Annotated in this window: 19 protein-coding genes; 2 read left to right on the top strand and 17 right to left on the bottom strand. The window is 42.5% G+C overall.

What is annotated here, in order from left to right:
- The first annotated feature begins 59 nt into the window (after positions 1 to 59).
- Entirely contained in the window at positions 60 to 1,469 is a 1,410-nt protein-coding gene (locus H9W84_RS01175) for an FAD-binding oxidoreductase (RefSeq protein ID WP_198510965.1), read from the top strand.
- A 70-nt stretch (positions 1,470 to 1,539) separates the two neighbouring features.
- Here H9W84_RS01175 and H9W84_RS01170 read toward each other — a convergent pair whose 3' ends face one another.
- The 8 genes from H9W84_RS01170 to purL form a co-directional block, all read right to left on the bottom strand.
- Entirely contained in the window at positions 1,540 to 2,190 is a 651-nt protein-coding gene (locus H9W84_RS01170) for an LOG family protein (RefSeq protein ID WP_239741368.1), read from the bottom strand.
- A gap of 390 nt (positions 2,191 to 2,580) precedes the next feature.
- On the bottom strand, positions 2,581 to 4,974 hold the full coding sequence (locus H9W84_RS01165; protein WP_239741367.1) for an ATP-binding protein: 2,394 nt from the start codon (positions 4,972 to 4,974) through the stop codon (positions 2,581 to 2,583).
- A 337-nt stretch (positions 4,975 to 5,311) separates the two neighbouring features.
- Positions 5,312 to 5,905 (bottom strand): TPM domain-containing protein, encoded by a 594-nt coding sequence (locus tag H9W84_RS01160; protein ID WP_227715528.1) that lies wholly within the window; start codon positions 5,903 to 5,905, stop codon positions 5,312 to 5,314.
- A 92-nt stretch (positions 5,906 to 5,997) separates the two neighbouring features.
- The gene (locus H9W84_RS01155) at positions 5,998 to 7,293 is read right to left on the bottom strand and encodes a TPM domain-containing protein (protein ID WP_239741366.1); all 1,296 of its coding nucleotides are present in this window, start codon (positions 7,291 to 7,293) and stop codon (positions 5,998 to 6,000) included.
- A 192-nt stretch (positions 7,294 to 7,485) separates the two neighbouring features.
- Positions 7,486 to 8,211 carry a LemA family protein gene (locus tag H9W84_RS01150; RefSeq protein WP_239741365.1) on the bottom strand — a complete coding sequence of 242 codons (726 nt, stop codon included), beginning with the start codon at positions 8,209 to 8,211 and terminating at the stop codon, positions 7,486 to 7,488.
- Positions 8,212 to 8,477: 266 nt separating this feature from the next.
- Positions 8,478 to 9,128 (bottom strand): YceI family protein, encoded by a 651-nt coding sequence (locus H9W84_RS01145; protein ID WP_239741364.1) that lies wholly within the window; start codon positions 9,126 to 9,128, stop codon positions 8,478 to 8,480.
- A 176-nt stretch (positions 9,129 to 9,304) separates the two neighbouring features.
- Complete coding sequence (locus H9W84_RS01140; RefSeq protein WP_239741363.1) at positions 9,305 to 10,000, bottom strand: YceI family protein; 696 nt, start codon at positions 9,998 to 10,000, stop codon at positions 9,305 to 9,307.
- Positions 10,001 to 10,263: 263 nt separating this feature from the next.
- Positions 10,264 to 14,247, bottom strand: a complete 3,984-nt coding sequence (gene purL / locus H9W84_RS01135; protein ID WP_239741362.1) for a phosphoribosylformylglycinamidine synthase — start codon at positions 14,245 to 14,247, stop codon at positions 10,264 to 10,266.
- A 350-nt stretch (positions 14,248 to 14,597) separates the two neighbouring features.
- Between purL and H9W84_RS01130 the strand changes: the two genes are divergently transcribed.
- Complete coding sequence (locus H9W84_RS01130) at positions 14,598 to 15,104, top strand: pyridoxamine 5'-phosphate oxidase family protein (RefSeq protein WP_239741360.1); 507 nt, start codon at positions 14,598 to 14,600, stop codon at positions 15,102 to 15,104.
- Between the two features lie 125 nt (positions 15,105 to 15,229).
- On the opposite strand, the gene pgsA is transcribed toward H9W84_RS01130, so the two are convergent.
- From pgsA to H9W84_RS01085, 9 genes are all read right to left on the bottom strand, one after another.
- Positions 15,230 to 15,904 carry a CDP-diacylglycerol--glycerol-3-phosphate 3-phosphatidyltransferase gene (gene pgsA / locus H9W84_RS01125; protein ID WP_239741359.1) on the bottom strand — a complete coding sequence of 225 codons (675 nt, stop codon included), beginning with the start codon at positions 15,902 to 15,904 and terminating at the stop codon, positions 15,230 to 15,232.
- Positions 15,905 to 18,370: 2,466 nt separating this feature from the next.
- Positions 18,371 to 19,033 carry a hypothetical protein gene (locus H9W84_RS01120; protein ID WP_239741356.1) on the bottom strand — a complete coding sequence of 221 codons (663 nt, stop codon included), beginning with the start codon at positions 19,031 to 19,033 and terminating at the stop codon, positions 18,371 to 18,373.
- Between the two features lie 293 nt (positions 19,034 to 19,326).
- Positions 19,327 to 21,426: a DUF3987 domain-containing protein gene (locus H9W84_RS01115; RefSeq protein ID WP_239741354.1), complete on the bottom strand. Its 2,100-nt coding sequence runs from the start codon at positions 21,424 to 21,426 to the stop codon at positions 19,327 to 19,329.
- Positions 21,427 to 21,558: 132 nt separating this feature from the next.
- Positions 21,559 to 21,843, bottom strand: a complete 285-nt coding sequence (locus tag H9W84_RS01110; RefSeq protein ID WP_239741352.1) for a hypothetical protein — start codon at positions 21,841 to 21,843, stop codon at positions 21,559 to 21,561.
- A gap of 235 nt (positions 21,844 to 22,078) precedes the next feature.
- Positions 22,079 to 22,291 (bottom strand): hypothetical protein, encoded by a 213-nt coding sequence (locus tag H9W84_RS01105; RefSeq protein WP_239741350.1) that lies wholly within the window; start codon positions 22,289 to 22,291, stop codon positions 22,079 to 22,081.
- 8 nt (positions 22,292 to 22,299) lie between these two features.
- On the bottom strand, positions 22,300 to 22,638 hold the full coding sequence (locus H9W84_RS01100) for a hypothetical protein (protein ID WP_239741347.1): 339 nt from the start codon (positions 22,636 to 22,638) through the stop codon (positions 22,300 to 22,302).
- Between the two features lie 10 nt (positions 22,639 to 22,648).
- Complete coding sequence (locus H9W84_RS01095) at positions 22,649 to 22,867, bottom strand: helix-turn-helix domain-containing protein (protein ID WP_138017888.1); 219 nt, start codon at positions 22,865 to 22,867, stop codon at positions 22,649 to 22,651.
- Positions 22,868 to 22,876: 9 nt separating this feature from the next.
- Entirely contained in the window at positions 22,877 to 23,116 is a 240-nt protein-coding gene (locus H9W84_RS01090) for a helix-turn-helix transcriptional regulator (RefSeq protein WP_239741345.1), read from the bottom strand.
- A gap of 170 nt (positions 23,117 to 23,286) precedes the next feature.
- Entirely contained in the window at positions 23,287 to 24,255 is a 969-nt protein-coding gene (locus H9W84_RS01085) for a cell division protein ZapB (protein ID WP_239741343.1), read from the bottom strand.
- Positions 24,256 to 24,390 lie beyond the last annotated feature (135 nt).

Here is a 24,390-nt window from a genome sequence, read left to right as displayed (position 1 = left end):
TATGATAGAGCCTCAAAAACCTTTTCAATCTGTATAAACATATGGGTAAAAGCCACACCATGACTGCTAATCAGACCGCCATCAATACGCTCATTGAACAACTACGCCAGCAAGGATTTGACGAACACCAAATCAAAACCGACGCGGACAGTTTGGGCTTTTGGGGCAAAGATTGGACCAAGCATTTTGAGCCCAATGCCAGCGCCATTGTCTTCCCAAAATCCACCCAGCAAGTGCAAGCCATCGTCAAGCTATGTAATGAGCTTAACATCGTCATTACCCCAAGCGGTGGACGGACAGGGCTATCTGCAGGGGCGGTTGCCGCCAATGGCGAGGTAGTGATTAGCCTGGATAAAATGCACCAGGTATTGGGCTTCTACCCTGCTGACCGTATGGTGGAAGTGGAAGCCGGTATCGTCACCAAAGCGCTGCAAGACTTTGCCCAGCAGCAAGGGTTATACTATCCCGTGGACTTTGCGTCAGCCGGTTCTAGCCAGCTTGGTGGCAATATTGGCACCAATGCCGGCGGCATCAAAGTCATCAAATACGGCATGACCCGCAACTGGATATTAGGTCTTACCGTGGTGACAGGTAAAGGCGATATTTTGCACCTCAATAAAGGCATGATAAAAAACGCCACAGGTTATGACCTGCGTCATTTGTTTATCGGGGCAGAAGGTACGCTTGGGATTGTCACTGAAGTGCAAGTCAAGCTAGAGCGTCAGCCCAAGAACCTAACCGTCATGGTGCTTGGTGTGCCAGAGTTTGCCAATATCATGCAAATCCTGTCAGCCTTTCAAAGCAAAATGGATTTGACCGCGTTTGAATTTTTTGATGATGTCGCGGTTGACAAGTTACTTGCTACAGGGCATGTGCAAAAACCGTTTGAAACCGATGCGCCGTTTTATGCGCTACTCGAATTTGAAGCGCCCTACGAGCCGATTATGGACATGGCGATGCAGATTTTTGAAGACTGTATGAGCGAAGGCTGGGTGCTTGATGGGGTGATGAGCCAATCGATTCACCAAGCCCAAGAGCTATGGAAACTGCGCGAGTATATCTCTGAGACCATCTCGGTATTTACCCCATACAAAAATGACATCTCTGTGCTCATCAGCCGCGTGCCAGAGTTTATCGCCGATATCGATGCCATTGTTAGCCAAAACTATCCGGATTTTCAAGTGTGCTGGTTTGGGCATATCGGCGATGGTAATTTACACTTAAATATTTTAAAACCAGAGAACCTTAGCAAAGACGAATTTTTTGAAAAATGCCAAGTGGTCAACAAGTACGTGTTTGAAACGGTGCAAAAATACAACGGCTCTATCTCAGCGGAGCATGGCGTGGGTATGACCAAAAAGCCGTATCTTAATTACACTCGTCCTGATGAAGAAATTGATTATTTACGCGCCATCAAGCAAGTCTTTGACCCCAATGGGATTATGAATCGTGGTAAGATTTTCGACTAGACAAGATTGATAAAAAAAAAGATACAAAAAAAGACCTTTAATTGAGGTCTTTTTTTTGTCGCTAACAAGGTTAGATTTTATTCACATTCAGCGTGTCCGGCATATTGACAATCGGTTTGAGTAGTTCAATGGCCTCGGCGACAGTATTACAAACGATTAATCGCTGTAAATCTTCTGGTTTCATAAAACCTTGCTCAGCGGTAAAGTGTAAATGTTCAACCAATTTGTCATAAAAACCATTGATATTGAGAATAATCATCGGTTTTTCATGTTGATATAGCTGTCGCCAAGTGGCAATTTCCATGATTTCCTCAAGGGTGCCAAGCCCACCTGGCAAGGTGATAAAGGCACTGGCGTACTCTGCCATGATGGCTTTACGGGTATGCATGGTATCGGTCAAATGCAGACGCGTCAGCCCACCATGCGCCACTTCTCTATCCATCATAAATTCAGGAATCACGCCCACGGCAATGCCGTTTTTTTCAATTACACCATCGGCAACCGCGCCCATACAGCCAATCACCGCACCACCATATACCAGACCTAATCCCGCTTCAACCAATGCCCTGCCCAGTTCATGCGCCGATTGGACATAGACAGGGTCATTGCCTTTGCGAGAGCCGCAATACACAGCGACTAAGGGAACATCAATATCATGAAGTTTGACAATTTGTGCAATATCGCTCATTTCTTTACTAGTAATAATATCTACGGGTGTCATGCATTTTCCTTTTAATGTGTTGTCATTATAGGTCAATCATCCTACAAATTCGTGAACGCATCCTAGGCGCAGCGTATCTCATTTTGGCTACATTTGGCGCATAGGCATTATAATTGGTGCAGTTGGCGAAAAATAAAGCAATGGCTGTTAAAAAGCCATCAATGAAAGGCTGCACAAGATAGCTTTGATAAGAAAGGCTTGATAATAAAATAAGGCTATCAAAAACCATCAAGTAGATATCCTAATAAGTATGATGGGCATCAGCGATGCCATTGCCACTGGCATAGATGTTGGCGAGAAAATATTGGGCTTGCTGTTGGTATTCAGACGTTAAGGTCATACCGCATTCCGCGAAATTTGATAGAGTCAAAAGGTTTACATTGCGTCTGTTTATAGCGGCTGATACAACACGCCGACCAACAACACCGTGATATCCTTCGCTGCTGGGGCAATCTGTACCGTATCAAGTGCTATTGACTGAGCATCATACGTGGTTGCTAAGGTGTCGATTTGGCTTTGTAACTGCTGCCCAATGCTGTCTAACTTCTGCTGCAGCTGCTGACGAATCACATCAAGCTCTGCGACGGTTTGTTTGTTGGCATTGATATCGCCCACCGAGTTCATGGCACGTTTGACGTTATTGATATTGGTCTGTGACAACGCTTTACGCCCCATAAACGCGCCTAAGACCGCAGAGCCAATACTGACCCCTGCATCAAGCCAGCCTTTGCTCGATTCAGCGGCTTGTTGTTGGTATTTTTCATTGGCGGCTTGCAGTTTTTTGGCTAGCGCGTCTTGTTTTTTAGCAAAGCTATCACGCAGTTGGGCAATGGCGATATCACGCTGTTCATGCAGCGGTACGATGAGCCGATTGCGGAAGGCGTCTTCGCTCTCTGCCACTTCGCTATACAGCTTTAAACTATCGACATACCACAGATTTAACACTTGCTGCTGACGGATGGCTTCTTTCACCGCTTTTTCCCAAGTTTTCCATGATGCCTTGTCGAGCGCTTGGGTAGGCAGTTGTTTGAGCACAGCGGGTTGGTGCGGAGCCGATTGTAACTGCTCAAAGGTCAAATCACTTAAAATCGCTTGATGCCAATCTACCACCAACGGCGGCTCACCAAATGCTGTGGTTAATAATAGCTGCTGCTGACTTTGGGCGCCTGATTTTTTGTCATTAAAAAATACCCGCGCATAGGCAAAGGCAGTAGGCTCATAGAAGGTTTGCCCATCGCCCGCCATGTCTTTGGGTGCATAATACAAGCCCACATCCTTGGGCAAGGCAGGCGGCTGACTCATGGTACTTGCTAATGGATTGATGGCAGGGGTGGTGGCTTGAGCTTGCGCTGGGTCGGTAGGGGCAGCGGCTTGGCTATTGGCTTTGAGCTGTGCTATGGCCTGTTTGCTAAGCGGTCCTGATAAGTAGTTGAGCGTGAAGCGGGTGCTAAAAATCACAGGGCTGGCGTCATGCACATTTTGCAGCAAAAATTGGCGTTTACCGAGTTTATCAAACCACGCATTGAGCGCCGCTTTGTCCAGTCCACTGCTGCCGCTGGCAGAGAGCAAGCCATCCATCACCCGTTCACGGTCTTGCGCAGTCTGCAACCGTCCGATAAACCAAGTACCCGCGTTGGATAATGCTTTGTAGTCCAAGTCCACTGGGTTTTGGGTTGATAATACAATCCCCAAACCAAATGCACGTGCTTGTTTTAGCAGGGTCAACAGCAATACTTTGGTCGGTGGATTGCCAATTGGCGGTAAATAGCCAAACACTTCATCCATGTACAAAATTGCCCGCAAGGTTGAGGTGCCTTGCTGACGGCGCATCCAGCCCAATAAATTGGTGAGTAACAAGGTAACAAAAAATAAACGCTCGTCATCAGATAGATGGGCAATATTGAGCACACTGGTTTGCGCTTTGCCGTTTTTATCATAAAACAGTGCGCCAGCATCCAGCGGCATGCCTTTAAGCCAGCTAGCAAAACTCGGTGATGCCAAAAGCGTATTGAGCTTCATCGCCAGTGCGCTACGGTCTTTATCCGCAAATACTTGTGACAGCGGCAGGATGCCGATTTTGTCAAACGCTGGCGTTTGGATTTGGGTAATCAAATCCACTAAGGTTAAAGTTTGGTTATTGTCCCAGGCGTTTTTAAGTAGCTGTGCTAAAAACACATGCTCTGGAGCAAGGTTATCCCCATCGACTTTTAATAGCACCAACAGTGCCGACACTGTCGCATCGATATACTCAGCATAACCTTCGCCATCATTTTTGACACTCTCGGGCGGCGGGACGAGATTGCCAAGCAGGGCAATCGGTAAGCCATTCTCGCTACCTGGGGTATAGACACTGACACGATTGGCGGCTTTGAGTGCTTGCACACGCTCCGGGGTTTGAAAACTGTTGCCAAGCCCTTGTTGCCAGTTGTCTGCGGTTTGCTTGGCAAACTCTGCCACGCTCATACCCGCTTGATTTGCCATGCCGCTATCAATCCATGGCTCAAAGTCACTGGCTGCCAAATTTGGGAACGTCAATGCCAAATTGCCCAAGTCACCTTTGGGGTCAATCGCAATCACCGGAATATTATCCAGCGCAGCTTCTTCCAGTAAGCTAATCCCCAAACCCGTCTTACCCGAGCCTGTCATCCCGATAATCACCGCATGGGTTGTTAAGTCAGCTGCATCATACAGGGTTGCTTGACCTTGTGTAGACTCTGGGTACACGTCTTGACCGAGATAAAATTGACCGATACTATCAGCAATATTATTGGTGAGCGTTAGCATGGAATTCCCTCAAAATTTTTATAAGTAATGATTTATCGCCAACATGACGACTGGTCTAATTGCCTAATTGTTTAACTGCCTAATTGTCTAACAAACTGAGTGGCGGTATGTCGGTTTCATTATAGGTAAAATTTTATCATTTCGCCTAGCAAAATTTGTCGATTCTTTTGTCGAGACTTAACACAATTTTTTAGCGCCAAAAAGATAATGCTTGCTACCAAATTTTGAAGTTTACCCGCTTACTGTTGGGTATTAAAAGCTGAGCAATAAAAAAAGCGATGGGTGACATCGCTTTTGGTGGGATTGCATCATCGCACTATACTAATTAAGTTTAAAACTACTTTATAAAAATCATCCTGTCAGCGATTTCGTTGCCGCTTGGGTCATTGTCTAATTGGTAATATTGACGAAGCAATTGCCCCACATCACCCAATAGCGCAACCAAGCTATCAATGTGTCGATTAGCTTTAATACCTTCGATAGCCTTGTCGCACATCGCTTGCCACATGGTTGGCATCACATGGCTATTGATGCCTCTATCCGCGACAATCTCCAGACGCCGCTCACAGATATTAAGATACACCAACACCCCGGTATTATCCTGCGTATCCCAGACGCGATAATCTCCAAAAACTTCGATCGCTCTGTCTCGGCTGTTTTGTAGCCGTGCGGACGAAATGGGCAAATGATTCTCAATCACTAGCACCACTTCACCGCGATGCCCTTGCTCAGCTTCGGTAATTGCTTGATTTAACTGCTGTTGGGCGCTGGGCGTTAACCAGCGATTGTGCAGGCTAGGTATAAACGCAACTTGACGCCACCATCTAGCCCAACTTGGCACAGTGGAAGTCACTGTCGCCATCGGTGAGGTGTAAGCAATGGTTTCTTCGTTGGCACCATTCGTTGCAGTTATTGGGTCATTTGTGCTCATGAAAATTCCATAAAAAATAATGAAGTATATAGTTGATGATAAGGGGTAAATTTAAAATAATTTTTAATAACTAGCCGATTACTGACTATTGATTACCAATCGCCCCCAGCGCCACCACCGCCAAAGCCACCACCGCCGCCACCAAAGCCACCACCACCAAATCCACCGCCGCCAAAACCGCCTCCACCAAATCCGCCACCCGGTAGGAAGACAACCCCACCGCCGCCTCTGCCACCGCGACCACCACCGCCACCTCGAAATAGCAAAAATAAAAAGACAATAAATGCCACAAATATACTGCCTAGTAACCCTGCACCAAAGATTGTACCAAGCGTTACAATGCCACCTGCCGTAGCAATCGAACCAAAAAAGCGCCCTAATATACTGGTCAAAATCATACCAGCGACAAAGCCAAAAAAGCCTAGGAAGATAAGCGGTATTCCGCCCTCTTGATTTGACTGAGCATTGCTATTGGCATTGGTATTGACTCGATTGGCATCTGCTTGCTTTAAAATAGCCGGATCGGTTGTCAAGCGTTCTTCAATGCGATTAATTCCCGCCGTGATACCACCGGCATAATCGCCTTGTTTAAATCTTGGGGTTATGTCATCGCTAATAATGCGTTTAGCGACGGCATCAGGAATGGTACCTTCAAGACCATAGCCCGTTAAAATGTACATTTTACGGTCATTGACAGCAACAACCATCAACAGACCTTGATCGGTGTCTTTTTTGCCCAGTTTCCAGCGATCAGCAACTTTCATTGAATAGTCAAAAATATCCTCGCCATTGGTGGTTGGCACAATGACCACGGCTGCTTGCGCCAAGCCGCGGTCATTAAGACTACGCAGTTTGGTTTCAATCGCCTGTTTATCACTAGCCGATAGAATTTTTGCTTCATCAATGACAGGGTTATTTAGGATTAGTTTATCAGCGGCAACAGGGGCTTGGGTTGACTGTTTAGGCGTCTTAGTAGTCTGGGTATTGGCGGTAGCTGTTGCCTGATTGTTATTGGCCTGATTGCCAGTTGCTTGAGTATTGACACCTGGTATCGGCAGTGCATCATTGCCCAACGTCTCTTTAATTGCATCATTATTGAGTACAGCATCATTAAGCGCTTCATTGGTTTGTGCGGTTTTGGCAATCGCAACCATGTCCTCAACACTATGATCTTGTAGTGTGGGCTTAGCGGTAACGGTTGCGGAATTGGCTGTCGCTGTGGCAGTTTCTGCAACGGCTGCCATAGGCATCGCAAGCCCAATGCCCATGGTCAGTGCAGTAAACGTACTCACTACCAACCGCTTGGCTAATAAACGAGACGACAATTTATGCGGCTGTTTATGCGAGCGCTGTAAATTGGGCTGTGTCTGTACAATATTCAATGACACCTGTGTTTCCTCAAAGTATGCAATTTTTTTATTATGATGATGTAGTCAATTCTAAAACTAATTTAAACAATCAGTCTCACAATTTATTCAAATTTTATCTAATGAGCCTGCCACCGACTGATGGCAGACTATTTAAAAAAATCTTCTTAACTCTCAAACTTTAACTATACAGTTAACATTAACAATGGTGAATTAAGGTTTCGCTGCCGCGGTAGCCGAATTATTTACAGGCTGACCACCGGCATTGGCAGTGTTCCCATTGTTTTGCACTGGCTGACCGCCGGCATTTGCGGTATTGGTATTGTTATTGCCAAAATCAACAGTTGGTGCAGTGGAGATTTGCGCCTCATTGGCCACGGTAAAATTTGGACGGGTATGCATACCAAACACTTTTGCGGTGACATTAGTTGGGAATTGGCGTACGGTAGTGTTATAAGTTTGAACGTCTTGGATATAACGACCCCGTGCCACGGTAATGCGGTTTTCGGTACCTTCAAGCTGTGCTTGTAACTCTTGGAATTGTTTGTCCGCTTTTAGATCAGGATAGCGCTCTGAGACTGCCATCAAGCGCGATAACGCACCGCCCAATTGATCTTGCGCTTGTTGATAGCGTTGGAAAGCCGCTGGGTCATTGAGTACATCGGCACTCACATTGATAGTCGTCGCTTGTGAACGCGCTTGTGTGACTTGGGTTAAGGTCGCTTGTTCGTGCTGGGCATAACGCTCAACGACTTTGACCAAGTTTGGAATCAAGTCAGCACGGCGCTGATACTGGTTGACCACTTCTGACCATGAGGCGTTGATTTGCTCATCTTGCGCTTGCATAGAGTTATAGCCACAACCGGTCAGATTAGCAGAACCTACCACCAAGGCTGCGGCTAATAAGGTGTTTTTTACTGTCGTATTGAATGGTTTCATAAGTTTTCCTCAAAAATAAATTAAATAAAGCGATGTCTAGGTTTTTGAAAATTATGAAGCTATGTGCGTATACTGTAAATTTACGTTTTGTATAGTGCTGTATGGTTTTGTATCAAACTGCAGACTTATTAAAGCCGGCTTAACGGCTTAGAATAGTTAAATATCGAATAGCTAAAAATTGAATAGTTAAAAATTTGCAATCAGCTTACCAAAAAAAGACCAGCCAACGCTGATCTTTTTGATTACCTTCATTATCTGCTAAAAAATTATTGCTGGGCAGCTTCAATTTGAATGACTAACTTCACTTTTTTACTCACACCCATTTTGACATAACCATCAATCCCCCAATCGGTACGGTCAATCGTGGTTTCAAAATCACCACCGTACACATATGCCATGAGTAACGGACTTGGATAGCTATTAAATTTGCTCGCTGTCAATGTAATAGGGCGAGTTTTTTTGAGCAAAGTTAAATTGCCTTTAATTTGGTGTAATTTACCCTTTTTAAAGATAAATTTGGTAGAGGTAAAGTGGGCAGTTGGATATTTATCTGCATTAAAAAAGTCTTTACTTTTTAAGTCTTCATCAAATTTCTTATGACCTGTTTGCAATTTTTCCAACGGAATATCAAGATCAATTTGCCCTGTTTGATTGTCGGGGTCAAATACCATGTCGCCTTCCAAGCCATAAAACCCACCATGATTGGTTGAGGTACCAAAATGGTCAATACTAAATCGCACATTGGTGTGCATCGGGTCGAGTTTATAGTTGATTGAATCAGATTTGACGATTTCTTTGCTTACTGCTTTTGCGCCTAAGCTGAAAGTTTTAGCCAAGGCTTTTTTGGTCAAAATGGCAGTGGTTGCCATGCCTGCAAGTTTGGCAAGTGTCCCTAAGTTGTTAGTTTTATCTGTCATGAACTTTCCTTATTATTAGTCGTTAAAAATTGCATGAGTTTGAACATTTTAACTTATCAATTGAATCAAGCTGTGCAAAGAGTGTTGGCAAAGTTCAGTGTTTGTGAAATTATCTATCGTAGAAACGTAAAAAAGCCAATGCGTTAACATTGGCTTCTAGGTAACGCTAAGCAAGCTTATTGTTGTACGGCTTCAACTTGGATGTTGAGTTTCACGTCTTTAGCAAAACCCATTTTGACATAGGTATCCATGCCCCATTTGGTGCGGTCAATGGTAGTCTCAAAATCACCGCCACATACTTGCGCATTTTTCAGCATTGGGCTGTTGTAGCAATTAAATTTAGTGGCTTTTAGGCTGACTGGGTTGGTTTTGCCCAATAGCGTCAAGTTACCGTCAACTTTCGTTACTTTGCCATTTTTGAAATGGAATTTGGTTGATTTGAAATTAGCCGTTGGGTATTTTTCAGCGTTAAAGAATTCAGCTGATTTTAAATGGTTGGTAAAATGTTCGTTACCCGTGTCAAGACTATTGACAGGAATGTCAACGTTGATGCTGCCTGTATTTTTGGCGGGGTTGTAGTTCAAGTCACCCGTTACGCCGTAGAAACCACCTTGGTTGGTCGTTGTACCGAAGTGATCAATCGCAAAACGTACATTGGCGTGGTTTGGGTCTAGTTTGTAGCTGGTGCTGTTGCTTGGCTTAACTTTTTCTACTTTGGCGGTTTTAGGCGCTTTTGTGACCGCTGCAGGTTGAGCCGCGGTTTCACCAACTTTTTGCGTTTCACCGTTTTGCGAGATAACCAATTCTGCATTGGCAAATTGTGTGGCTAACAACGCTGTGATAGCGGCAGTGGCTAAAAGTTTGCTATTCATGGGATTTTCCTCGATACATTATAAGAGCTGTGTGGGCTTACAAAAAATTGTTAATGAAACTTAACTTAGTCTATGTAGGATTAAGTTATTATAACATATACCTTTCCCTTGTTATCGTGTATTGTTTGTAAATTGTTGCTAGTTTTTGACCGAGCCAAAACTTTCACCGTGACAGCCTTTATTGCCTTAGTCTGGTTAAGTTACGTTATTAAAAAAGGACAGCTTTTGCCATCCTTTTATAAAAAAATCATCTATATTAACTTTTATCTTAAGAATGCCCGAGCATTTCTAAACATCCGCATCCACGCCCCGTCATTGTCCCAAGCTTCAGGCTTCCAGCTGTGGTTATATGCCATCAAATTGCGCTCTGGGTGTGGCATCATCAAGGTCACACGCCCATCGGTACTACAAATCCCTGTCACCCCTTGCGGTGAGCCATTTGGATTGAGCGGATAATGCTCGGTTGCTGTGCCGAGACTGTCCACATAACGCATCACGATTTGCCCATGTGCGCTCATCCCTGCGATATCGGTATCGCTCAACGTCGCAAAGCCTTCGCCATGTGCCACCGCAATCGGTAGAATGCTCTCTTGCATGCCTTTTAACAGCACCGACTTGGTACGTTCAATTTTCACATTCACCGTGCGCGCTTCAAAGCGTGCCGATTTATTGGCGATAAAACGGGGGAAATTCTCTGCGCCCGGTATCAAGTCTTTAAGCTGGCTCATCATCTGACAGCCGTTACACACGCCAAGCGAGAAGGTTTCTGGTCGGTTAAAGAATCGCACAAATTGCATGCGTAGTTCATCATGGAACAGTACCGATTTTGCCCAGCCAGCGCCAGCGCCAAGCACATCGCCATAACTAAAGCCGCCGCAAGCCACGAGCCCATCAAAGTCACGCAAGTTGACACGCCCTTTGAGCAAGTCACTCATATGCACATCGACGGCTTCTAGCCCTGCGCGTTTAAAGCCTGCGGCCATTTCTAGCTGACCATTGACGCCTTGTTCACGTAGTACCGCCACCTTCGGCTGCACCGTGCGACTGTTAATGTATGGGGCTTCAATCGCTTGGTTGAGATCATAATTGGCTTGGGCGATTAAGCCTTGATGTGAGTTATCGCCAATCAAATCAAAGGCCTGTTGTACGCATTCGGGATTGTCACGGTTTTTAGCGATATGGTAGCCCACTTTGCTCCATTCTTGCTCAAGCTCGCTACGCTCAAAACGTAAATTTTGCGTGGCTGTTTGGATGAGTAAACTGTCTTCATCGGTGCTTTGACCGACTAGGCTTAACAACTCGCTGACGCCTGTGGTTTCGGCTAATTCAAGCAATTGAGCCACCTGATGGCTTTTAACTTGAATCACCGCACCGAGTTCCTCAGCAAACAATTGACCGAGTAAATTGTCATCAGTTAACACCAATTTCACGCCTTGGCGACTGGTGAATTGCATCTCAGCGATGGTGGCAAGCAAACCCCCATCACCAATGTCATGATATGCGGTGATTAAGCCTTGGTTGTTGGCTTGCTGGATAAAGTCAAAAAAGTTGATTAAATCTTGCGGATTATCCAGGTCTGGGCAAGTATCACCAAGTTGGCTTAGGGTTTGGGCAAGGATTGAGCCACCCAAGCGGAACTGACCTTTTGATAAGTCTAAGCGATAAAAGGCAGTTTCGCCAAGCGCCGAGCTGGTTAGCAATTCTGGGGTTAGGGTTTTGGTGACATCTTGCACAGGGGCAAAGGCAGTGATAATGAGCGACATCGGTGACACCACAGACTTGTTTGCTTGCTCATCTGACCAATTCGCCCGCATCGACAAGCTGTCTTTACCCACAGGAATGGCAATGCCAAGTGCCGGACAAAGCGCTTCGCCCACGGCATACACCGCATCAAACAAGGCTTGGTCTTCTTTATCTTCACCACAGGCTGCCATCCAGTTCGCCGACAAGGTAATGTCTGATAGCTTGGCGATATTTGCCCCTGCGATATTGGTAATGGCTTCGGCAACGGCAAGGCGAGCAGATGCGGCAGGATTAATCAAAGCAACTGGGGTACGCTCGCCCATACTCATGGCCTCGCCTGTCATCGGCTTGCCATCGACAGGGATGAGAGCAGAAGCAGTAACAGCACAGTCCGCCACTGGCACTTGGTAACGTCCAACATATTGGTCACGTACTACCATACCCGTAATGGAACGATCGCCAATGCTGATTAAGAAAGATTTGCTGGCAACCGTTGGGTGACGCAGGACGTCTTTGACCGCTTCAGCCAAATCGACTTTATCAAGATTTAACGCTGTCAAATCTGGCGTGCTACGGCTAAAGCTACGCTGCATTTTTGGCGTGCCACCAAGTAGCACTTGTAGGGGCATATCCACCGGTTGTTGGTCGCCTTTGGTGTTGAGTAGTGGGTCATTAACCACCAATTCACGCACGTCAGTCGCTTCACCCAAAATCGCATACGGACAACGCTCACGCTCACAGATACTATCAAATAGCTCACGGCTTTGTGGACGGATTGCCAACACATAGCGCTCTTGGGCTTCATTTGACCAAATCGCCATTGGCGACATGCCATGCTCAAGCGACGGCACTTTACGCAAATTTAACACAGCACCAAGTTCATGGTCATTCACAAGCTCGGGCATGGCGTTTGACAAACCCCCTGCCCCCACGTCATGAATCGACACAATCGGATTGTTATCTTCATCTGGCTGATTTCCTGCCATCGCCCAACAGCGGTCAATGACTTCTTGACAGCGGCGTTCCATCTCGGCATTGTCACGTTGCACTGACGCAAAATCCAGGCCTTCATCAAGCTCACCACTATCCACCGAACTTGCTGCGCCACCGCCCAAGCCGATTTGCATGGCAGGACCCCCTAGCACAATCAGCAAATCGCCTTGCTGAATCGGATTTTTTTCGACCAAGTTGCGTTTGATATTACCGTAACCACCGGCAATCATAATGGGTTTGTGATAGCCCCGCATTTGGCTGCCATCTTGGTCTTTTGAGGTGTCCAATTGAAATGAGCGAAAATAACCGACCAGATTTGGACGACCAAATTCATTGGAAAACGCCGCACTACCAAGCGGTGCTTGGGTCATGATTTCTAATGCGGACGCCATACGCGCTGGCTTGCCGTAGTCAGCCGTCGAGATTTTTCCGCTGTGCTCCCATTTTTCTGGCATATCAGGCAGCTGCAAATGCGACACATGGAATCCTGCCAAGCCTGCTTTGGGTTTACCGCCACGACCTGTCGCGCCTTCGTCACGGATTTCGCCGCCAGAGCCTGTTGCCGCGCCTGCATACGGTGCAATCGCCGTTGGGTGATTGTGGGTTTCGACTTTCATCAAGATATCAATCGGCTCTTGGTGAAAATCGTAGGCTAAATGATTGTTGTCGCTGTTTAATAGCGGATAAAAACGCTGTCCTTCATGCCCTTTTACCACCGCGGCATTGTCTTTATAGGCGGATAAAATGTCGTTGGGATTTTGCTCGAAGGTATTTTTAATCATGCCAAACAAGGATTTTGGCTGTACTTCGCCATCAATCGTCCATTGGGCATTAAAAATCTTGTGGCGGCAATGCTCGGAGTTGGCTTGGGCAAACATCATGAGCTCAACATCGGTCGGATTGCGCTTCAGCACATGAACGTAGGCATCCATCAAGTAGTCAATATCTTGGCTCGATAACGCAAAACCAAACTCACGGTTGGCAGATTCTAACGCTTCACGCCCTTTGCCCATCACATCGACATGGTTGAGCGGTGCTGGCTCGTGGTCATCGAATAAGTGCTGAGCCTTTGCCAAGTCATAAAATAGGCTTTGGGTCATACGGTCGTACAACATCATCTCGATATCATGCGGGAGCTTTTCAGGCAAATTTTCGCCGATGAGCGTATACACCACCAAGCGCTCAACACGCTCAATCGCTATCTCACAATTGTTAAAAATATCCGTCGCTTTACTTGCCCAAGGGCTAATCGTACCAAAACGTGGGCTGACGATGATTTGCAGCACCTCTTTATTGTCATCTGGGCTTGCTTGATTGAGCGCGATTTCGTCACCGTGATTGAGCAAATCTACCGCTTTCTTATAATCGTGTTCTGCCAAATCCTTAGAAAAAATATAAACTTGCTGGCTTTTTAAGTGAGTGATTTTGAGATTGGTTTTTTGGCTAAGGGAATTTAGCAGTTTGGTGGTTTGAAAATCGGTTAAAAATGGGTGTCCAGCGATGATAGTCATAGAAAGTTCCGCTTGCTTCGGGAAAAGTTGGGAAAATAACAGAAAAATTTGCGGCTATTATAACATTAAACCCACGGGCTTATCACTTGTCTTGATGGCGATAGACTGTCATTTCACAATGTGTTTTTTCTAAAGTGCCTTTCAATTGCGTTACCTTGCGATAACATCGTTAACGGTTTTATACCATTTATTTGCAGCTTTTCGACAGACTTAAACAACAAAAGCCGATATTATCATCCAAGTTAGTGACTTTAACCCAGTTTTAACGTAACTTTTTAACCAGTTAGCAATAAATTTTTTAGCATTAACTTTGAGACGTATAAGAACCATATAATAACAAGGACATTCTCATGGAAGATCTCACCAAAGCGCAACATATTGAAAATATTAATAAAGTGATTGAAGGCGTCAAATATGCAATGATGACCACCATTACTGCAGACGAGAAACATTTACATGCGTGCCCAATGACCACCAATAAAAATGAATTAGAAAATGGTAAAATTTGGTTCATCGGCGATCGCAAATCAGAAACTATCAAAGACTTGGAAAAAAACTCACAAGTCAACTTATCTTATACCTCAAGCGACCAAAAAGACTTTGTATCTATTAATGGTACGGCTAAACTGGTTAATGACAAAGCCAAACTAGATGAGCTTTGGAGCCCAATCTATGCAGCGTTCTATGAAAAAGGTAAAGAAGATCCTAACGTGCAAGTGATTTGTATTGAATGTAACGGTGCGCAGTATTGGTTAAGCGGTAACACGGTGGTGGATATGTTTAAAATGGTATCCGCGGCTGTCCAAGAAGGTAAAACTGCAGAAAATATGGGTGAAAACCATTCAGTGACGTTTTAATTATTGGCTTTAAAAAAATATCACCCCAGTTTTTTAACTGGGGTTTTTTATGGTAAATCTTTAACTAACAATTTTTTAGAATAATCCATTATTTTAACGTTATCAGCTTTTTTTAAAGTTATTGATTAAGGCTGTTTTAAATAGGGCCATGCCGCTTTTAGATAAATAAACATTGACCATAACGTCAACACCACTGAAATCACTAATAGTAAATACCCCGTCATTTCAAGTGATTCCCAATTGAGCAGTAACACCGTAATTGCCACCATTTGAAAAGTGGTTTTCATCTTGCCCACATATGACACTGCAACGCTCGTACGATTGCCCAGCTCTGCCATCCACTCACGCAAGGCTGAGACGGCAATCTCACGTGAGATGATAACAATCGCTGAAATCGCCATGACAATATCAGGGTGCCACTGCACCAAAATAATTAGCGCGGCAGCAACCATCAGTTTATCCGCCACAGGGTCAAGAAACCGCCCAAATGCCGATGTCATATTAAGCTTGCGGGCAAAGTAGCCATCTAACCAATCGGTAATTGCCGCCAAAATAAATACAGCCGTCAATAAAAAGTGGCGCAGTAAACTATCGCTAAACTGATACATACCGATGTTGGCAATCACATTGTCACTAATGGCGCTCTGCCCAATCCCCATCGCAGGCGGCCAATAAGCAATCGCCACAAACAGCGGAATCATCACGATGCGCGCAATGGTCAAGTTGTTAGGCAAGTTAAAAATACTGCCCGAGGCAACAGGGGGATGGGCTGTCTCGTCAGTCACTGGCTTATCAGTCATGGGATTTTTCATTCATTCTTGTTGTAGGGCGCGGCGTAACGCTAATTTTAGTTGAAATAATTATAACGGTTCTCAAAGCAATGTCATTATTTTTTGCCAATAGTGCTTGTTTTTGTCATATTTTTCAACAATTAAGCCACTTTACCGTATTGATTTTATGGTATTTTTTACTAAATATGTCATTGTATAGAAAACACTTCAAAAGTAACAGGGTGTAATTAGCTAGTCAAAAATTTAGACCTTTATTGTTATCATAACGTCCGACAACAATAATAAGAATTATTTCACTATTAGCAAATTTTGCTATTGTTAGGTTTCTTGAAAGTTGATTATTTTGCACCCAATTTATTAATCATAGCGTATCAACTTGCGTATTTTTTTATCAATTTTTTATTAATATAGTACTTGGACAATTTTGATAAATCGCGTTTATTGTCAAAAATTTTCAGACCTTTAACACTTACTTGTGCTTTTCCTCAGCCCATTGCTCACCTCCTGCAATGGGTTTTTTTTATTCTCTCAAATTATTGATTCTATTAAAGTTAATAGTTATTAATATAAAATTGGTAGCCGTTTTGGTAGCCATTTATTCAAAATCCCCCTTATTTCTCAACAAAAATATTTTTTGTAACTGCTAAAAAATGCCCCTGTCCGAAAATGGGCAAGGGTAAAAAAATCTTGGGGTAATCTTGGGGTTTATCTTGTTGCAATCTTGTTGTTTTAACCAATCGAAAAAGCGACAAGTTAAACCATAGCTAAAACTTCTTTGGCTATCTGCTCAAATTCTGCTTTTGCCTTTTCTTGCCTAACGTATGCAAAAATTCCTGCTCATATTGGGCGGAAAACTCTTTTTTATAATGCCAAAAAACTAAGTTTTTCCTACTGGTACAATCTTTTTATAGCAGTCCGCAAAACTCAAATTTTACTAAATGGTTCATACCTCCCTTTAATTTCACCAATGAAAAAAATATAGACAAGCCACAATGCAAAAATAGCCTTATGCTTTGCCCTGTGTGGCTTTGGTGGGTTTTGACTTTTTTAATCTGTCTTATGTGGTCAATAATTTTGCTTACTGGATTAAATGCCCGCCTAACGTGTGTAAAAAGTAGGATTCACTTATCGCAAAAGTCATTTTCTAACGTGCTCAAAAACTACTTTCTAAGTTGTCCGAAAACTTCTTTTTTCTTTACAACCTACCAATGCAAAAATGGTCTTATTCAATGACTGGCAAGGGTTAGGCGCATTTTTAGATTTTGTATTCAGTAAAGCTAAGTAAAGTTAAATCATGGTATTGCCATAGCTATCCTTGTCCAATTCCTTACCGTAATCTTACCGTTACTGATTCCAAGAAAACCTTGCCATAATCTAGCCATTATCATCTCAATATAGGCGGGCTTGGTTCTATAATCGCCTGTGGTTGTGTATTATGCTTGCATGGCTGTTTTACAAGCGTTTTCACCTGTTTTTGACTTCCGAAAAATCATGCCCGCCTAACGTGCCTAAAAAGTCCTTGCTCGTACTGTGCAGAAAACTAAGTTTCACTAGGCTAGTGATTCCTAAAAAATCTTTGGGTGGTAATTACTTGTTGCTTTTTGCTGTTGCGTTTAGTGTTGCTTTCTATTCTCAAAGCTTGATATGACTGGCATTATGTTTAGCTAGGTGTTGCGTTTTGGGTCATGCCTAACAATGGGGTTATAGTGTGAACCTATCTAATGTGAACCAATTACAATAAATAAAATCAATCATGCCCGCCTATCGTTCGGCTTTGCTGTTCGGTTTGGTGTTCGGTTCTCACCAATACCCCATAATTAGCGGTTTGGCGTGTTGCTGGGTGTTCGGTTTTTGCCTACTCCGTTAACTGCTCCACTTTACCTGTGAAACATCATAACGCTTTGAATATCCTATATTTGAGTTTGTCTAACTGCTCCGCTTTTAAGTTAAATATAAAGCGGTTAAGCGTTCAATTCGCTGTTCACTTTTTGCCAATGGCTTGTTATTGCTGGCTTGCTGTTGGCGGTAGTGTTCAGTTTTGGGTATGGTGAAAATGACTATGCCTCTATGAATGTCGAATTTTCGATAGTCCTATATTTAGGTTTTTCACAAATTTATGAAAAACTACCTATGCGCCTATGGTTGATAACGAAAGGCAAAATATCCTTTCGCCATTTTTGGCGTGGGCGGTTTCTCTAGCTTTCCTGTGGTGTCGGTGGTAGGTTTGCCTGTCCAATGGCTTAATATAGCGATATGTGGCAATCGGTGGGCGTGGTGGTGTGCTTAATGAGGTGTTGACCAATATTAGCCTTTTTTGGGGTGTTTTTAGGCTTAAACCCTTGATAATACTGGCTTTTAAGTGGTGACCAAAGAAAAGGGCGTTACTAAAAATCACTACTTTAATAATACTTTCCTTTTAAGTGCTTAGAAATTAAAAACCCACTATTTGAGTGGGTTTTCTTGTGGCGTAATTTATTATTTAAAGCCCTTCAAAACCTTATATTTAATATCTTGATTGTTAGCATCAGTAACCTCAATCAACGCGCCTTTATATCCAATTTGTTTAGAATCAGATAAATCATACTCAATATCATTGCTAAATGACGGTCTAGCCATGCCGTTAATGAACTCACGATAGCCAATTTTTATTTTACTTCCAGATTTGCCATTATATATTAAGCGTTGCTCAATGGCATCTCTCGCTGGATACACCCAATCCTTAGCTTCAAATTTTAAAGGCGTACATGTTTTTTCATTAGGTTTTACTTTCCACTCTGAGCTTAGACAGACAAAGTTATCAGATTTTCTAACAAAAAACCAAGGTAACGACCCAAGCGAGCCTATTTGCCCTCCGTTTGGTGCTCTATAACTGTCATACTGGACGTAATCACCACTATCAATAGACTTTCTATAAAAACCCCTTGTTATAGTAGTCTTATTAATACTCTGTGGCTCACTAAAGTAAATAGCTTCTGCTTTTGTAGCTGGCATTTGTTCAAGTATGCTATCCCCAATGCTACTTGTATTAATTTCACCTATATTTGGTGTTGTCATTATTTCATTACTTATTTTGCCATTTTCAGCACTCGCACTAACCGCAACCAAAGCCAACACGCAACCTAACAATAGTTTTCTCATAACCACTCCTTTGTTTGTAAAATTCTAACTATAAATCAAACAAAGTTACAGTTATGTTAATTTGTGTTTCTTAAAATATTCTCATGTTAGCTAATTTGATGATATATTTTTGCATAATTGAATTAATCAAAATCACTATATATAAACCTGCTAAAGTTGCTAAAGTTAGCTCTATCCCTTGCCCTGTCTAGTTTGTGACTTAGCAACTACCTGCTAAAGTTCTGCTAAAGTTGCTAAACCTGCTAAAGTAAAAAAGCCTCTGCATCACAGAGGCATAGCTTGGCAATTTTGCACTATTTGAATAAGTATTCATTGATATAAACAAGTTTTTGCTTGCCCTGTTTTTTTCGCATCACTAGTCCTATGCTTTCTAAGTCATCAAGTAGGCTATCCTTTTGCCTTCTTAGGGCATTCGGTGCGTATTGTCCTATTAGTCCTTCATTAATTAGTGGCGGTTGCTTGTTGCTTGTCTGCTCAATTAACCAATTCAATAGCTTATCACTGTCATTCATACTTGCCTGCGGTGTATCGGTGTATCGCATACGTTCATGAATTGAATATTCAGTGAGCATACTAGCCCTTTGGATATCATCAGCATTTAATAAGGTTCTGCCTTCAAAAAATGCCATCAATGAGGCGATACGGCTCGCATTTTCGGCTAATCGGTTGGCATACGCTGGGTAATGTTCCAATTCTCTGCCCTTAGCTTTTCTATCTTGAGCATACTGTTGATAATCGGCTAAGGCTTGGCGGGCTTGTTGGTCTGCAAAATTTATATTAATACGCTCATGCGGTGCGTTATTGTCGCTTGGCTGTTGGTTTTCAGGGTTTGGCAAGGGGTCAAGTAAATCCCTGCATCTATCCCAAAATTTCAATAATCTAGGGTCACTATCTGAATAATTATTCATACGTTCAGGCGTGTTATATACTCTATTTATCACATCAGGCGCGGTAAATAAAAAGCGTGGTAAAAATCCTTGTCCGTTCATAGTAGCATCATTTAAAGCGGGTCTTATTACTTCATCTTGCCCTGCTAAATCTACGGTGAATCTAACGCCTTTGGTTCGTGTCTGCTCAATAGCATTCTTGGCTCTTGGCGATAATATGCGGTCAAAAACGCCTTTACTCCATATATCGCTAAGGCATGAAATAACAAAAAGCATATTATCGGCTTTCATACTATGCCCGCCAAAAAATTGCCCACAATCTGCCGTTACCCATGTAATATTTTTAAGGTTGTTCATTAACATTCTGTCTAAAATGCCTTGCAGTGTTCCACTGCTCATATATAGCGTTTTTTCGGTTGGTGGTGGATTTTCTAATAAAAAGGTTTCTAGTTCACTTCGCTTTACGCTGGCTTTGGCTAATTGCCATTCATGTTTAAGTTGGGTAAATTGTCTGTCTAACTCATCTTGGTAAAAATCAATTTGTTGATAGGCGATTGAGTTAGCTAATGTTTTGCCTTCGCCACTTGGATAAATACTAAGTAGAAATAAAGCCACTGGCATGAATTTAACGCCATCAGCATAAGGGGCGTTTATGCTACCCTGTAATATGGTCGATAATGCGCCTAAAATTACTTGTCCTGCGATTGCCTGCGGTACCTGCGCATGATAAGCAATAGCCTCTACTGCATCTCTTAAAACGCCTTGCCATGCGTGGATAGGATAAGGGGTAGCGGGTGCGGTGCTAATCGTTTCAGGCTTTGCCCATTCGATTGCCCCTAGCTGGTATATCTTTGTATCGTTTGGCTTATCGCTGATAATCTCATCTAGCCTATAATCAAGTAGCATATCGGTGATAGGCTCAATGGTCACAATCAATCTAACATGATAGTCATTAAACATATCACTATACTTTTGCCGTTCGGTATAGGTGCAAAATATGGTTAATGTTCTTTGCTTGGCGTGGGCTTTTGCCATGCGTTCAAATTGCCAATCGTCAAGGGTTGCAAGTATGGTGTAATTGTCTGAATCAAGCCCTAAAACGGCTTTTAAGCGCAAAGCATCATTAAATTTATTTACTGCGATAAATTCGCTACCGTCACCAATAATAAAGGCATCATGTTTATATTGCTCTGTTAGGTAGGGTTTGCCATCTGCTGGCATGATAGCAAGGTTTGAAGGCTCGAAATTACTATCATATAACCTTATTGCCAACTCGCCTGCAGTTGCTTTGTCACTATCCCCAATCGTTAAATTATCCGTTACTAGGCTTAACTGTTCAGGTTTAAAAAATTCGGTTAAAATATCGGCTGTTTGATTGTTTGCTAGTTGCTCATTGTCAAATACGTTCTTAGTCAGCAAGTCACTGGCTAAAAACTCAAAAAAGCCCATTTCCTGCTCGGTTTGGGCTTTTTCGTTTTGTAGTGCGGTTGATGTTTCAATACTCATAAAATCCCCTTGCTAATGGCTTTAATTTTGCGCTGTGAGCGTTCTGTGTCGTGGCTGGTACATATCTGCACCACTTAAGCAAATAAAGCGCATGACGCGCCTTATTTTTACTGCTGTTATCGTTGGTTTTATTCAAACTTTGCCCTCCGCTTTATACAATGGGTGGGCTTCAATCATGCTTTGAATACAATAATCAAATTCATCAATTAAGTATTGGGCAATGAGTAACGATTGTTTAGCCTGTGAAATGGCGTGATGGGGTGCGTTATCGTTGGTTAAATCATCAATAGCAGTTCTTACCATTTTGAATAGCATTTCTAAATGGCTACTATGCAAGGTTAGATTGTCGTAAATATCACCGTTTAAGCTATCAATCTGATTTTGTAGGTCGGCTTGGGTATTGTTTTGATTTTTCATGATAAGATACTCTTTTAAATGGGTGATTTTGGCTTGTGAGGTGTAATAACTTGGCAAGCCTTTCTTTATGCTGGTTGATAACTTGTTACTACCAACAATGAAAACAACATCATGCCCGCCACTAACAAACAATCTAATAAAGCATTTATAAAACGCTCGCTATGCCGTTTATTTTGCGTTTTTAGCGTGTTTGGTTTGTGGGTAGTGTCTTTATACTGGTTCATAGTAAAGCCCCTTACATCACGTTTTCATAGCCTGTTACGGTATCACCCGCAATAATGGCTCGTTGAATTAGAATGAATTTATTAGGGTTAACGGCTCTAAGTAGTTCGGCTGCGTTTTCTGCAAAATCTAACGTATGCAAAAACCCTAATTCTTTGCTAACGATTAATTCACCATCTGCAAAAATGGCATAAAAATCGTTTTGGTTATCGTTATGTTGTTTCATAGCTTGGCTCACTGTATGCGGTTAATATTGCCGTGATAAATGTAATCGCTGCCATGTTCTAACTTATCTAAATGGGCGATAACTTCGCTTTCACTTACCCCAAAATGATTAGCAACATCAGCGACACTATAAAGCGGTTCACCATCATCACTGTAACCGCTTGTGGGTGGTATCAAGTCCAATTCTTTAGCCTTTGCGTGGGCTTCTTGCTTGATATACTCGGGTGATATCTCAAATACTTTCATAAACTGTTTAATGGCTTGGTCGCTGTCCTCGCCATGCTTTTCTACGATACTTTTATACTTATCAAATTCAGTGAAAAACGCTGGGTTTATTGGCTCATTCATACAGTTTTTCCTATGCTAAATAAAAATTGTAGTGGTGTTTGCCGTTGGCGTGATTAACTCGGTAACGCTCAATGGGTTGCCCTGCTTTGCGTAATTTCAAAATGATATCTTTAGGGTGATTGATACCTAACTCGATAATCATTTCTCGATAGCTTATATGTCTGCCTTTGGCTAGTTCTGCCATGACTGCATCAGCGTGGGTAATTTGGTTTGATTGCTTGTTGTTCATGCCTGCCCCTTATTCTGATTGACTGTTGATAAACGCCAATATGTCAGAATTTCTAAAATACTGGGTTTTGTTGATAGTCAAGGGTTTAGGCAATAAGCCCTTTCTCACCCATCTTGTGATTGTGATGGGGTGCTTATTTGTGAGGCGGGCAAGGGTCAGGCGTGGGGTAATGCCTGCGGGGTCATTCGCTAAATCGGTAAAGGTGACAAGTTTGTCACTGGTGGTGGGTGGTGTGTTGTTTAATGACATTTGCATTAACTCCTTAGTTATGAAAGTAACGTAAAGTTCGTTAATGCGTATTAAATAGGCTTATATACCGTTACGAAAATATCATAATGCGTAACGACAAAGGCATTACGGTAGCTGAAACAATAAAAAAGCCCTTAATTAATAAGGGCTTAAAGCGTAACGCAAAAAGTTTATTTTATATATTTTTGACGTACTATTTTATCTAACCATGACGCCATACTAGGGTTAATTGATGGATAATTTTGGGTTATCCATTCTGTTACGACAAGTTTTAAAACTGGCTTATTTTTCGGGTCATAATCTAACCAAAATTCATTTTTGATTGCTTGTATTGCTTTGACTTCATCATAATTTAAAATTTCATCATCTGCTGCCGTGTCGCTTGGCTGGGTTGCCTGTTGCTCAAGCTGTTCTTGAAGTTTCTTATTTTCTGCCTTTAGCTGTTGTAGCTGTTGGGTTAGGCTTTCTAATCTGCCTACTAGTAAATCATAATCTTCGCCTTTATCAATTAATGCTTTTATATGCCTATCTTGCTTTTTTAGAGTTTCCAGTATTTCATTGTTATCAGTTTGAGATTGTAGGTAAAATAAATTTTCTAAATCCGTCTTTTTAAACCTAATACAGTTTAAATCAAACTCATATATGCTCACAAAAAAATCAGGGGCTTTTTCATCTCGACTAAATCCGCATAATTGACCTGTTTTATCCATCAAATAATCCGTTGTATCTGAAAATATTATTTTTTCAACTTTAAAACTTCCACCCATACCGTATAAGAATAAGCGATTTTCACAATATCTTTCATCATAACCATAACAATCTAATAAGATGAAATCTGTAGGTTTAAAATATCCTGTTAATCGGTAATATTTGGGTTTGCCATTACTAAGAAATAAATTTTCGTTTGTTAAAAAATTTGTTTGTAAGTAAATTAAAGGTGTTAATTTTCTCTCACGCTCTAAATCTTGCAAAAAGTCAAAATCAGCTTGTATAACCCCATTACCTTTTAAATAAGATATCGTTTCATCTATGGATAAATATTCCTTAATAAGTTCCATCACTCGCACCATACGCACCAATTCAAAGAGGGTGCAAGGCGGTGGCGGGCTTGGTGCGATTATTCCCGCCTTTCGGCTCATGACTTCCTAGCCTTGCAAAACTGTTATTACATCAATTTTTTATCTTTAGCAGTTCTTTAGCAACTTTAGCAATGCTTTAGCAACTGCTTGCTAATCTCTAGTCCTTGCTCTGTCTAGGTTTGGGCTAACTTTAGC

This window comes from Moraxella tetraodonis (genome assembly GCF_022359095.1).
GTDB classification, from domain to species: domain Bacteria; phylum Pseudomonadota; class Gammaproteobacteria; order Pseudomonadales; family Moraxellaceae; genus Faucicola; species Faucicola tetraodonis.
The sequence above is the reverse complement of the archived record's forward strand: the minus strand, read 5'-3'. Positions and strand labels throughout refer to the sequence as shown.